14 protein-coding genes are annotated in these 12,103 nt (G+C 67.1%); 9 read left to right on the forward strand and 5 right to left on the reverse strand.

Annotation, left to right across the window (positions count from 1 at the left end; genetic code table 11):
- The 3 genes from AC5P7A_RS00005 to bioA all read right to left on the reverse strand — a co-directional run.
- A partial coding sequence (locus AC5P7A_RS00005) for a 16S rRNA (uracil(1498)-N(3))-methyltransferase (RefSeq protein WP_495219875.1) occupies positions 1-77 on the reverse strand: 77 nt, incomplete at its 3' end.
- A 158-nt stretch (positions 78-235) separates the two neighbouring features.
- Positions 236-973 (reverse strand): 16S rRNA (uracil(1498)-N(3))-methyltransferase, encoded by a 738-nt coding sequence (locus AC5P7A_RS00010; protein WP_014648088.1) that lies wholly within the window; start codon positions 971-973, stop codon positions 236-238.
- Entirely contained in the window at positions 964-2,355 is a 1,392-nt protein-coding gene (bioA, locus tag AC5P7A_RS00015; RefSeq protein ID WP_495219788.1) for an adenosylmethionine--8-amino-7-oxononanoate transaminase, read from the reverse strand. Before bioA ends, AC5P7A_RS00010 begins: the two co-directional genes overlap by 10 nt.
- A gap of 77 nt (positions 2,356-2,432) precedes the next feature.
- On the opposite strand from bioA, the gene nudE reads away from it, so the two are divergent.
- The 8 genes from nudE to AC5P7A_RS00055 all read left to right on the forward strand — a co-directional run bounded on the left by nudE (position 2,433) and on the right by AC5P7A_RS00055 (position 8,525).
- Positions 2,433-2,996: an ADP compounds hydrolase NudE gene (gene nudE, locus AC5P7A_RS00020; RefSeq protein ID WP_005418435.1), complete on the forward strand. Its 564-nt coding sequence runs from the start codon at positions 2,433-2,435 to the stop codon at positions 2,994-2,996.
- Entirely contained in the window at positions 2,993-3,796 is an 804-nt protein-coding gene (gene cysQ / locus AC5P7A_RS00025; protein WP_014038179.1) for a 3'(2'),5'-bisphosphate nucleotidase CysQ, read from the forward strand. Before nudE ends, cysQ begins: the two co-directional genes overlap by 4 nt.
- Before the next feature lie 13 nt (positions 3,797-3,809).
- Positions 3,810-4,649, forward strand: a complete 840-nt coding sequence (mazG, locus tag AC5P7A_RS00030; protein WP_169412306.1) for a nucleoside triphosphate pyrophosphohydrolase — start codon at positions 3,810-3,812, stop codon at positions 4,647-4,649.
- On the forward strand, positions 4,646-4,975 hold the full coding sequence (locus AC5P7A_RS00035; RefSeq protein ID WP_495219789.1) for a YnfA family protein: 330 nt from the start codon (positions 4,646-4,648) through the stop codon (positions 4,973-4,975). Before mazG ends, AC5P7A_RS00035 begins: the two co-directional genes overlap by 4 nt.
- Positions 4,976-5,193: 218 nt before the next feature.
- Positions 5,194-5,496, forward strand: a complete 303-nt coding sequence (locus AC5P7A_RS00040) for an Mpo1-like protein (RefSeq protein ID WP_164077967.1) — start codon at positions 5,194-5,196, stop codon at positions 5,494-5,496.
- A gap of 157 nt (positions 5,497-5,653) precedes the next feature.
- Positions 5,654-6,766, forward strand: coding sequence for a glycine cleavage system aminomethyltransferase GcvT (gene gcvT / locus AC5P7A_RS00045; RefSeq protein ID WP_329768550.1), 1,113 nt, complete (start codon positions 5,654-5,656; stop codon positions 6,764-6,766).
- Between the two features lie 93 nt (positions 6,767-6,859).
- The gene (gene gcvH, locus AC5P7A_RS00050) at positions 6,860-7,255 is read left to right on the forward strand and encodes a glycine cleavage system protein GcvH (protein ID WP_014648082.1); all 396 of its coding nucleotides are present in this window, start codon (positions 6,860-6,862) and stop codon (positions 7,253-7,255) included.
- Positions 7,256-8,030: 775 nt separating this feature from the next.
- Entirely contained in the window at positions 8,031-8,525 is a 495-nt protein-coding gene (locus AC5P7A_RS00055; protein WP_014648081.1) for a hypothetical protein, read from the forward strand.
- 124 nt (positions 8,526-8,649) lie between these two features.
- Here AC5P7A_RS00055 and AC5P7A_RS00060 read toward each other — a convergent pair whose 3' ends face one another.
- Entirely contained in the window at positions 8,650-9,543 is an 894-nt protein-coding gene (locus tag AC5P7A_RS00060) for a LysR family transcriptional regulator (protein WP_495219790.1), read from the reverse strand.
- Between the two features lie 114 nt (positions 9,544-9,657).
- Between AC5P7A_RS00060 and AC5P7A_RS00065 the strand changes: the two genes are divergently transcribed.
- A complete protein-coding gene (locus tag AC5P7A_RS00065) occupies positions 9,658-10,416 on the forward strand; it encodes an SDR family NAD(P)-dependent oxidoreductase (RefSeq protein WP_032960847.1) in 759 nt (252 codons plus the stop codon).
- 102 nt (positions 10,417-10,518) lie between these two features.
- Here the strand turns inward: AC5P7A_RS00065 and AC5P7A_RS00070 are convergent, their stop codons facing one another.
- Positions 10,519-11,919, reverse strand: a complete 1,401-nt coding sequence (locus AC5P7A_RS00070) for a serine hydrolase domain-containing protein (protein WP_134809189.1) — start codon at positions 11,917-11,919, stop codon at positions 10,519-10,521.
- Between the last annotated feature and the right edge of the window lie 184 nt (positions 11,920-12,103).

Consider the following 12,103-nt stretch of genomic DNA (forward strand, 5'->3'; position numbering starts at 1 on the left):
ATCGCGGCCAGCCCGGCCGTTTCCGTGCGCAGGATCCGCGGCCCCAGTTGCAGCCCCTGGAATCCCGCCGATTGCAATCACGATGCCGCCAGCGGGAGCGGCTTCCTGCGTCGACATCCGCTGGCGGCCTGATCGGCAATCCGCCGGTCGGGTAGCTGGTAGTGCCGGCCGCTGGCCGGCAACCTCATGATCCCGTGGATGCCGGCCAGCGGGCCGGCACTACCACGAATCAGCCTCACCCCAGATCGCCCAACCGCGCCTGCAACGCCGCGATCGCGGCCAGTCCGGCCGTTTCCGTGCGCAGGATCCGCGGCCCCAGTTGCAGCCCCTGGAACCCTGCTGCGGCCAGTTGATCGCGGTCGCGTGGCGACCAGCCGCCTTCCGGGCCGATTGCAATCACGATGCCGCCAGCGGGAGCGGCTTCCAGCGTCGACAGGCGATGTGCTCCGTGCGGATCCAGGGTCAGGCGCAGCGAATCGGCTGGCAGCGCCGCCGCAGCCTGCGCCAGCGACAGCGGCGATCCTACCGGCGGAATGCGCGCGCGCCCGGACTGGCCGCAGGCCGAGGTCACCACGTTGTTCCAGTGCGCCACGCGCTTTTCCGCCCGTGCCGCGTCCAGCTTCACCTCGGTGCGCTCGGCGTTGACCGGAATGATCGCGACCACGCCCAGCTCGGTGGCCTTCTGCAGGATCAGGTCCATCTTCTCGCCACGGGCGATGCCCTGCAGCAGGGTGATCGCCAGCGGGGATTCATTGTCGATGGCCTGCACGGCGTCGATGCGGACCTGCACCTCGCGCTTGCCGGCCACGGTCAGCGTCGCGCTGTAGTCGTGGCCATCGCCGTTGAACAGCACGCAGGTATCGCCTTCGCGCAGGCGCATCACCCGCACCAGGTGGTTGGCGGTCTCTTCCGGCAGGGTCACGGTCTGGCCGCTGTGCAGCGCCAGGTCGATGGGGCAGCGGGTCACGCGCATGCAATCGCCTCGTCGATGGCCGCCAGCGTAGTGTGCGCCAGCAGCTCCAGTTGTTCGTCGTCCACGCAGTAGGGTGGCATCCAGTACAGCACGTCGCCCAGCGGGCGCAGCACCACGCCGCGCTTGAGGGCGGCCTTGTAGGCCTGCAGGCCCAGCCGCAGGCCCGGGTCGAACGGCGTGCGCTTGTTGCCGTCGCGCGACAGCTCGAACGCCACCACCATGCCGGCCTGGCGCACGTCGGCCACGTGCGGGTGGTCGGCAAACGGTGCCGCCAGCGTGCCCATCACCGAGGCGATGCCCCGGTTGCGCGCGATCACATCGTCGTCGCGGAAGATGTCCAGCGTCGCCAGCGCCGCGGCGCAGGCCAGCGGGTTGCCGGTGTAACTGTGCGAATGCAGGAAGGCGCGCTCGCGCGAGTCGTCGAGGAAGGCGTCATACAGCGCCTGCGTCGCCAGTACGGCGGCCAGTGGCAGGAAGCCGCCGGTCAGGCCCTTGGACAGGCACATCAGGTCCGGCATCACCCCGGCCTGCTCGCAGGCGAACAGGGTGCCGGTGCGGCCGAAGCCGGTGGCGATCTCGTCGGCGATCATGAACGCGCCATGGGCATCGCACAGTTCGCGCACGCGCTGCAGGTAGACCGGGTCATGCATGCGCATGCCGCCGGCACACTGCAGGCGCGGTTCCAGGATCACCGCGCAGACCTCGCCCGGGTGCTGGTCGAACAGCGTGGCCAGGCCATCGGCCGCCTGCCGTGCGCGATCGGCCGCGCTCTGGCCCGGTTCGGCCAGGTAGGCATCGGGCGACGGCGCGAACAGGCCCTCGGCCAGCAGCGGCGCATAGACGCGGCGGTACAGCGGAATTTCACCCAGCGCCAGCGCGCCCAGGGTTTCGCCGTGGTAGCCGTTCTCGAGCGCGATGAAGCGCGTGCGCCGGGGCTCTCCGCGGTTCTGGAAGTACTGGAAGGCCATCTTCAGCGCCACTTCCACGCCGGCGGACCCGTTGTCGGCGTAGAACACCTTGGCCAGCGGTTCGCGGCCGGCCTGGCGTGGCGCCAGTGCCAGCAGGCGTTCGGCCAGGGTGATCGCCGGCTCGTGGCCGAAACCGGCGAGCATCACCTGTTCCAGCTGCCCGGCCTGGGCAGCGATGGCACCACCGATGCGCGGTTCGGCATGACCGAACAGATTGGTCCACCAGCTGCTGACCGCGTCCAGATAGCGGTTGCCGTCGTGGTCGATCAGCCATGCGCCTTCGCCACGGGCAATCGGTACCAGCGGCAGGGTGTCCGGATGCTCACGCATCTGCGTGCACGGGTGCCACAGCACCTGCAGGTCGCGCTGCCGCCAGTGGCGGGCCAGCGGGGAGGGGGTTGGGTCTGCTAGCATTTCGGGCTCATGAACATGTTGCTGCCTGCACATTCTATCGGCCCCGGCGCAGCCGCCGGTCGCCGCGGAGATTCCGCATGAACGATGACCGTGCCGGCCGTCGCTTGCCGATCATCCATCGGATCACCGATGAGGAGAACGGCCCCTTCCAGCGCCAGCACCTGGACCTGGAGTTCTCCAACGGCGAACGCCGCCGCTTCGAGCGCCTGGTCAGCCGTGGGCACGGTGCGGTGGTGGTGGTGCCGATGCTCGACGACGAAACCGTGCTGCTGGTACGTGAATACGCCGCTGGCATGCACCGTTACGAACTGGGGCTGGTGAAGGGCCGGATCGATGCCGGCGAGACGCCCGAGCAGGCGGCCGACCGCGAACTGAAGGAAGAGGCCGGTTATGGTGCGCGCCGGGTCGACGTGCTGCGCGCGATGACCCTGGCCCCGACCTACATGAGCCACCAGTCGTGGCTGGTGGTGGCGCGCGACCTGTACCCGGAAAAACTGGCCGGCGACGAGCCGGAGGAGCTGGAAGTGGTGCCGTGGAAGCTGGCCGAACTGGACCAGCTGATGCTGCGCGAGGACTTCTCAGAGGGACGCTCGCTGGCGGCGCTGTTCATTGCCCGCCAGTGGTTGCAGGGAACGCGATGATCAAGCTGACGACGGACCTGCGCGAGACCGCCATCGCCATCGCCCAGGAAGCCGGACAGGCCATCATGCAGGTGTATGCCGATGGCTTCGACGTGCAGATCAAGGACGACAACAGCCCGGTCACCGCAGCTGACCTGGCCGCCAACCAGGTCATTGAACTGGGCCTGCGCCAGCTGACCCCGGACCTGCCGATCCTGTCCGAGGAATCGGCGCAGGTGGGCTGGGAGCAGCGCCGCCACTGGGGCGCCTACTGGCTGGTGGACCCGCTCGACGGCACCCGCGAGTTCGTCAAGCGCAACGGTGAGTTCAGCGTCAACATTGCCTTGATCTACCAGGGCGCACCGGCATTCGGCGTGGTGCTGGCGCCGGTCACCGGCATTGTCTGGCATGCCATGCGCGGGGAACTGGCCTATCGGCGGCAGGGTCTGCACGACACCGTGCTGCGCACCCGCACGCCGGCCACTGCTCCGCTGCGCGTCGCCGCCAGCCGATCGCACCGTTCGCCGGAAACCGAGGCGCTGCTGGCGCGCATGGGCCGCATCGAGACCATCGCGCAGGGATCGTCGCTGAAATTCTGCCGGATCGCCGAAGGCGGCCTGGATGTCTATCCGCGGCTCGGCCCGACCTCTGAATGGGATACCGCCGCCGGCCAGTGCGTGCTGCATGCGGCGGGTGGCGCGGTGCTGTCGGCCGCGACCGGCAAGCCGTTCCGTTACAACCGCCGCGAAACGCTGTTGAACGGCGATTTCATTGCCCTTGGTGATACCAGCCTGCCGTGGCGCGACTGGTTGTCCGACTGAACCTGGAGGCCGCATGAGCGCGCACGACACCCCTGCCACCGGCAGCGAGGCAAGCCATCAACTGGAACGCCTGCTGGTCATCATGGCGCGCCTGCGCGACCCGCAGGGAGGTTGCCCATGGGACCTGGAGCAGGACTTCTCGACCATTGCCCCGTACACCATCGAGGAAGCCTACGAGGTGGCCGATGCGATCGACCGCGGCGACCTCGACGATCTCTGCGACGAGCTCGGCGACCTGCTGCTGCAGGTGGTGTTCCACGCACGCATGGCCGAGGAGCAGGGGGCATTTGCCTTCGCCGATGTCGCACGTGCGATCAGCGACAAGATGCAGCGCCGTCACCCGCATGTGTTTGCCGATGTCAGCGTCGACGATGCCGACGGAGTGATGCGCAACTGGGACGCGATCAAGCGCGCCGAGCGTGCCGCCAAGGGCGAGCAGGACACCTCCGCACTGGCCGGTATCTCGCGTGGCCTGCCGGAATGGCAGCGCGCCGTGAAGCTCCAGTCGCGCGCGGCCAGGGTCGGTTTCGACTGGCCGGGCCCGCTGCCTGTGCTGGACAAGGCGACCGAGGAGCTGCAGGAGCTGCGAGAGGAATTCGAGCGCGGCGATATCGCGGGCAACAAGGCGCGCCTGCAGGAAGAACTGGGCGACCTGCTGTTCGTCTGCGCCAACCTGGCCCGGCACGCCGATATCGATCTGGGCGCCGCACTGCGCGGGGCCAACCACAAGTTCGAGCGGCGCTTCCGCGCGATGGAAGCGCAGGCCGAGGCGCAGGGGGAGGCGTTGGCGGCACTGGACCTGGATGCGCAGGAAGCGCTGTGGCAGCACGCCAAGGCAGCAGAAAAAGCGTGAAGACGCTTGGCCTGTTCCTGCTGACCGCGCTGGCCGAGATCGTCGGCTGTTACCTGCCATGGTTGTGGCTGCGCAAGGGAGGCAGCGTCTGGTTGCTGCTGCCGGCCGCGGCCAGCCTGGCCCTGTTCGCCTGGCTGCTGACTCTGCACCCGACTGCCAGTGGACGGGTCTATGCCGCCTACGGTGGCGTGTACATCGGCACCGCGCTGTTCTGGTTGTGGCTGGTCGACGGCATCCGCCCCAGCCGCTGGGACCTGTTCGGTGCAGCCCTGTGCCTGGCCGGCATGGCGGTGATCATGTTCGGTCCGCGCACGGCCCCGGTGTAGCGTCGAGCCAGGCTCGACCGCGCCCACCCTTTTGTAGAGCCGAGCCATGCTCGGCTGCTTCTCCGGGGAGCAGTCGAGCAAGCTTGGCGCTACAAAGGCCAAGGCAGCCGAGCATGGCTCGGCTCTACAACGGCCGCCGGGCCATGCCCCGCAAGCGCGCAGCGCTGCATCCCGGTAAGGCGCATGATGGCAGTGACCACGGCCCCCGGAGCACGCGCATGTCCCGCTTCGCCAGCTTCCGCGAGTTCTATCCGTTCTATCTCAGCGAGCACCGCCACCCGGTCTCGCGGCGCCTGCATTTCATCGGCAGCTGCGGAGTGCTGCTGCTGGCTGCGGCTGCCGTGTTGCGCGGCCAGCCGACGCTCCTGCTGGCCGCGCTGTTCTGCGGTTATGGATTCGCCTGGGTCGGCCACGTCTTCTTCGAGAAGAATCGCCCGGCCACCTTCCGGCATCCGCTGTATTCATTCATGGGTGACTGGGTGATGTTCGTCGACATCCTGCGTGGGCGGGTGCGCCTGTAACAGGCGGTTGCGGGGAGCGCAGCCATTGCCTTGCCCGAAAGGGAAAGGGCAAGGCGGGCCGCGCTTCCGCTTCCACGAACCGCTGCGCTGCGGCACGCCTGCGGGCGACCGATCTGGGATAATGGGAATTCCTGTTTCCTCTGCTGCCGGACCGGTCATGACCCAGAAGACGCTGCTCAACGATACCCACCGCGCCCTTGGCGCCAAGATGGTCGATTTCGGGGGTTGGGACATGCCCATCCACTACGGCTCGCAGCTGGACGAACACCACCTGGTGCGTCGCGAAGCCGGCGTGTTCGACGTCAGTCACATGACCGTGGTCGACCTGCGCGGTGACCAGGTCAAGCCGTTCCTGCGCCGCCTGCTGGCCAATTCGATCGACAAACTGAAGGTGACCGGCAAGGCCCTGTACTCGTGCATGCTGAATCCGCGCGGCGGCGTCATCGACGACCTGATCGTCTACTACCTGGGCGACGATTTCTTCCGCATGGTGGTCAATGCCTCCACCCGCGAAAAGGACCTGGCCTGGCTGCGTGAGCAGGCGGCACCGTTCGGTGTTTCCGTCGAGCAGCGCCCGGACCTGGCCATCCTCGCCGTGCAGGGCCCGCAGGCGCGCGACATCGTGATCGGCCTGGCCCGCGAAGCCGACCGTGCAGCACTGACCAAGCTGGGCCGCTTCGCCGCCCTGCAGGTGCAGTCCGACGACAGCGTCGAGTTGTTTGTCGCCCGCACCGGCTACACCGGTGAAGACGGTTTCGAGATCCTGCTGCCGCAGGATGCCGTGGTCGCCTTCTGGAACCGCCTGCTGGCGGCAGGCGTGAAGCCGGCCGGCCTCGGTGCGCGCGACACCCTGCGCCTGGAGGCCGGCATGAACCTGTACGGCCAGGACATGGACGAAGAGATCAGCCCGTATGAAGCGGCACTGGCCTGGACCGTGTCGCTGGACGAAGGCCGCGACTTCATCGGCCGCGACGTGCTGGAGGCGCAGAAGGCCGCCGGCACCGCGCGCCAGATGATCGGCCTGGTGATGGACGAGAAGGGCGTGCTGCGCCACGGCCAGGCGGTGACCACCGCTGGCGGCCAGGGCGAGATCCTGTCCGGCACCTTCTCGCCGACCCTGGCCAAGGGCATCGCCTTCGCCCGCGTGCCGGCCGGTGAACTCGGCGAGGTCACCGTCGACATCCGCGGCCGGCAGGTGCCGGTGCGCGTGGTCAAGTTCCCGTTCGTGCGCGAAGGCCAGGCCCAGCCCGGCGTGCTCGCCGACGCCTGATCCGAACGTGCCGGTCGTCACTGACAGCAGTGGCGGCCGGTTGGTTACACTAGCCCCGTTTTTTCCACCCCTGCATATCTCTGGAGCAGTCCCATGAGCGAGATCCCCGGCGACCTCAAGTTCCTCAAGTCCCATGAGTGGGCCCGTGTCGAAGGCAATGGCCGCGTCACCGTCGGTATTTCCGACCACGCCCAGGGCCTGCTGGGTGACCTGGTCTACGTCGAACTGCCGGAAGTCGGCGCCGACGCCAAGGCCGGCGAACAGATCGCCGTCGTCGAGTCGGTGAAGGCCGCCTCGGACGTCTACAGCCCGATCAGCGGCAAGGTCGTCGAGGTCAACTCGGCCCTGTCCGACAAGCCGGAAACCATCAACGAAGATGCCTACGGCGAAGGCTGGATGTTCGTGATCGAACTGACCAACGCCGAAGAGGTCAACGAGCTGCTGGACCCGGACGCGTACGCCGAAGCCCTGGAGAACGACGACCACTGAGTCGTCGTTTCCGGATTCTGGAACGGCCACCTTCGGGTGGCCGTTTTTGTTTTGGCGACCGCGTCGGACTCATGACGCGGGGTTCGCTGTGCACCCTCGGCGTGGCATCAGCCGACAGGCGAACGGTGCCGATGGGCGTGCGCAGTTTTGCGCAAATCCGCGTTTCAGCCCCGCGCCGAAGCGTTCGAATGTGAAAACTTTTCGCCCCCCGTTGCGGCGCCGTTGTGCTGGCGTTGGCGGCGGTGCCGGTGACCACCGACGATGCGCGTACGCCGTTGTGCCTTGCCTGCGCCTGTCTACGCGGAGTGCTTATTTCAAGTGTTTTTTGATCAACGCCTGCATTGGCATCGATGCAGGCAACGTGCGTGCGCGCCGCTTCCACCGTCGTTGCAGGCCGTGCAGAGTGGTGGCGCCGGCGGCGCCCGGGAAGGCGCGGATGTGAAAATTTTTCGCGGGGGTTGTTGACAGTAAAAAAAACCGTGATTAGGTTTCGCCTCAGCAGACCTTGCCTGCCCAACCGAGTGCGCAGAATCAATCGTCCGATGCGAAGCAGCCCCTTCAAGACCACCGCGACCCTGATGACGGTGGACATGGCCCCGCTTCCCCCGGAGAAATGCAAGGCAACTCCCGTTCCGATGCCCGCTCCGCCGATCGAGGCGGGCATTGCCGCATCCGTAACGGCGCGCCTGACGCGCCGGCGGTCCCCGCACGCAGCATCCGCGGGTTTGATCCAACTGGGCGTTTCAACTCCCTATCACTGACGAGGAGCCATCCCATGGCAACCAAGAAAGCTGCGAAGAAGAAGCCCGCCGCCAAGAAAGCGGTGAAGAAGGTCGCGAAGAAGGCCGCTGCCAAGAAGGCAGTGAAGAAGGTCGCGAAGAAGGCAACCGCCAAGAAGGCAGTGAAGAAGGCTGCGAAGAAGGTCGCCAAGAAGACCACTGCGAAGAAGGCAGTGAAGAAGGCGGCGAAGAAGGTAGCCAAGAAGTCCGCTGCCAAGAAGGCCACCAAGAAGGTTGCCAAGAAGGCCACCAAGAAGACTGCCAAGAAGGCCGCGGCGCGCAAGCCGGCCAAGAAGGTCGCGAAGAAGGCCACTGCCAAGAAGGCCGTCAAGAAGACCGCCAAGAAGGCAGTGAAGAAGACCGCGAAGAAGGCCACCAAGAAGGCTGCCCCGAAGAAGGCAGCGAAGAAGGTTGCCAAGCGCAAGCCGGCCGCCCGCAAGAAGAAGGCCGCTCCGGTCGCTCTGCCGGCAACCCCGGCGCCGCTGATCTAAGTACTTCCCGATAGCCGCATCCTGAAACCCCCTTCCCTGGCTGCCCAGCGGGGAGGGGGTTTTTTTATGGGCCACTTGTAGCGTCGAGTCGAGCCAGGCTCGACCGCTTTGCTGACGGTCGGCGCTAGCCGTGCGGCGCCGCTGGAAAGCGCTCCATCAGGAAGTCGAGGAAGCTGCGCAGGCGGGTGGAGTGGTAACGGTCGTGCGCATAGACCACGTGCATCGGCCGACCGGCCTGACCGTATTCCGGGAACAGCTGCACCAGACGCCCCGCCTCGACATCGGCGGCCAGCAGCAGCGTCGATTGCAGGACGATGCCAAGGCCGTGCAGCGCCGCCGAACGCAGCGCTTCGCCATTGTTGATCTGCAGTCGGCCGTCGGGCACGTGGTCGAGCTCGCCAGCGTCGTCCTGCAGCCACTGGGCAAGCGCACTCGGTTCGAACGACAGGCATTGATGGCCGGCAAGTGCGTGCACGCCGCGTGGCGTGCCATGCCTGGCCAGATACGCCGGCGAGGCGCACATCATCAAGCGATAGGGGGCCAGTGCTCGTGCCACCAGCACGCTGCTGTCGGCCAGCGTGCCGATGCGCAGTGCCGCCTCGAAGCCCTCTTCGGCCAGGTCGACCACACGATCGGTCAGCGTGGCTTCGACCCGGACATCCGGATGACGGGCCATGTACTCGGCCAGCGCCGGTACCAGCGCGTGTGTACCGAAGATCACCGGTGCGCTGATGCGCAGCGTGCCCGCCGGTGAGAGCTGCTGGTGCTGCGCCTGCGCGTCGGTTTCCTCCACCAGGCGCAGGATCTCCTTGCAGCGCGCGTAGTAGTCCTCGCCGAACGGTGTCATGTGCTGGCGCCGGGTGGTACGGCTCAACAGCTGCATGCCCAGCCGGGCTTCCAATGCGCGCAGGTGCTTGCCGGCCATCGTTGCCGAGATATCCATCGCCGCGGCTGCCGCACTGAGGCTGCCCTTGTCCACGATCAGCACGTAGACCTGCATGCTCTCCAGCAGGTTCATCTGACACCCCGGGTGTTGAATGCTGAAACCTGCGTGGAGTTTATCAATCAGGGGTGATCAAACAGCATGTCGTGCACGGACCGGATTCGCCGGCCACGCTGACAGGAGAACACCATGGACTTGAATCTTGCTGGCCGTACCGCGTTGGTGACGGGCGCGGCCAGCGGCATCGGTGCCGCCGTCGCCAGGCAGCTGGCGGCCCAGGGCGTGCGCATTGCCATCACGTCGCGGCAGCGGGCACCGCTGCAGGCGCTGGCGGCGCGGATCGAAGCCGAAGGCGGCGCTGCACCGGTCATCGTGGCCGGCGATGTCACGGTTGCCGGCGACCTCCGGTACATCGCGGACGCATCCCGTGAGGCATTGCAGCGTGTCGACATCCTGGTCAATGCCGCAGGCGGTTCCCGGCCGACCACGGTCGATGCCGATGACGATATCTGGGAGGAAGCGATCGCCCTGAACTTCTCCGCCGCACGACGGCTGACCCAGGCGCTGTTGCCCGGCATGCAGGCGCAGGCATGGGGACGGGTGATCAATTTCAGCGGTTCGATGGAACCGCGCGCGGTGAACGCGGCCACCGCGGCGAAGGCGGCATTGCACCTGTGGAGCAAGGGCCTGTCGTCGGAGGTGGCGGGGCAGGGCATCACGGTGAACGCGATTGCACCGGGGCGCATCAACAGCGCGCAGATCCTGGACCGCCTGCACCCCACCGAGGAAAGCAGACGCGCGTTCATTGCCCGCAACATCCCGATCGGACGCTTTGGTGAACCGGAGGAAGTGGCGCCGCTGGTGGCGTTCCTGGCCTCGCCGCTGGCGGGTTACATCACCGGTGCGGTGATTCCAGTGGACGGCGGCATGCACTACTTCGCGCACTAGCGCTGCGGAACTGCAGAGCCGAGCATGGGCTCGACGCTGCAACGGCCAACAAAAAGGGCGACCGATGGGCCGCCCTTCGCACACACGGTCGAGCCCGCCTGGTCAGCGCGGCGAAGCCACCGCGCGGTTGCCCGAGGCGCCCTTGCCCTTGCGCTTGTCCTGCTGCGCCGGGCTTGCGCCCTCGGCCATCAGGTTGTCGCTGCCGAAGTCGGTGTCCACATCCAGCCAGCGATGCGCCGGCAGGCCGAGCGCCGAGTCGAGCACGGTCGGCAGCAGGCCGCTGGGCAGGCCGCTTTCGCCATTCCAGAGGATGGCGATGCCGAGGTCACGTTCCGGCACCAGCGCGACCAGGCCGCGATAGCCCTGCACGGCACCTGCATGGAACACCACGTCGTGGCCGGCGTAGTCGAAGGTACGCCAACCCAATGCGTAGCCCGCCGAGTGCAGGCGCTCACGGCGCCAGCCCGAACGCATCTCGCCCGGCGTGTTGATCAGGCTTGAATGCAGGGTGGCCAGCAGCGGTGCCGGCAGCACGTCGGGGCGATGGCCGGTGTGGGCCAGCAGCCACTGCGCCATGTCGCTGGCGCTGGCGTTGACGCCAGCCGCCGGAGCGACGCGGTAATAGGTGGGCTTGGGCGTCAGCGAGACCCAGCCGTTGCGGCTGCGCACGTGCGGACGCGCCCAGCGCGAGCTGGCCTGGATGCCGGCCAGGCCGAGGCTGGCATCATTCATGCCCAGCGGCTTGAAGATGCGGCGCTCGACCGACTGCTCGTAGAAGCTGCCCGAGGCCGCATAGACAACGTCGCCGATCAGGCTGAAGGCCACATTCTGGTAGGCGTAGCAGTCGCCCGGCAGGCATTTCAGGCTGGTGTTGGCCAGCTTCTGGGTCAGCGCGTAGTACTCGGCGTTGCCTTCGATGTCGCGGTCGTAGGCGTTGTACGGCAGGCCGACGCGATGGCTGAGCACGTCGGCCACGGTCAGGCGGTCGGTGGCTTCGGGCGAATTGAGGCGGAAGCCCGGCACGTAGTCGGTGACCTTGCTGTCCCAGCGCAGCGTGCCGTCGTTGACCAGCAGGCCGGCCATGGTGCCGGCGAAGGCCTTGGACAGCGAGGCCAGGCGGAACACGGTGTGCGCATCGACCGGCAGCGGGTTGTTGACGTCGGTGACGCCATAGCCACGCGCGCTGAGAATGCGGCCGCCCTGCACGATCGCCACCGCCATGCCTGGCACGCGCTCGCCATAGGTCAGCTGCTGCGCCATCGATTCGATGTTGGCGACGTTGAAGCCAGCCGCCGGCGCCTGGACGCGCGGCACCAGACCGGTGCGGTAGGCCGCAGGCTGGGTGTGGGCGACGGTGGCAGCCGTCGCGGATTCGATGTTGGTCGGCATCGGCGGCAACGCCGGCGGTGTCTGCGCGGTGGTGGACAAGGCAACGGGCATCAACATGCCCAGCAAACCGGTGGCCGCCGAACGGATCGGACGACGCAGGCTGTTCTTTTTCATCGGTTGGACCCGTGCGCGACTGCTGATGGCGATTCTAGCGCCGCTTTTCCCCTGTGCACAAACAAAGCGAAGATGAATGCGCATCTTGTTGAAAAAGTTGGAATTTTGACGCCCCGAAAGTGTGTATCGGAACGTGTCGTCCAGGCCGGTCGTCGCGTCCGTCCGCAGGCGCGAGGGCGCGTCA

The organism is Stenotrophomonas sp. YJH_SMC_65, from assembly GCF_059369475.1.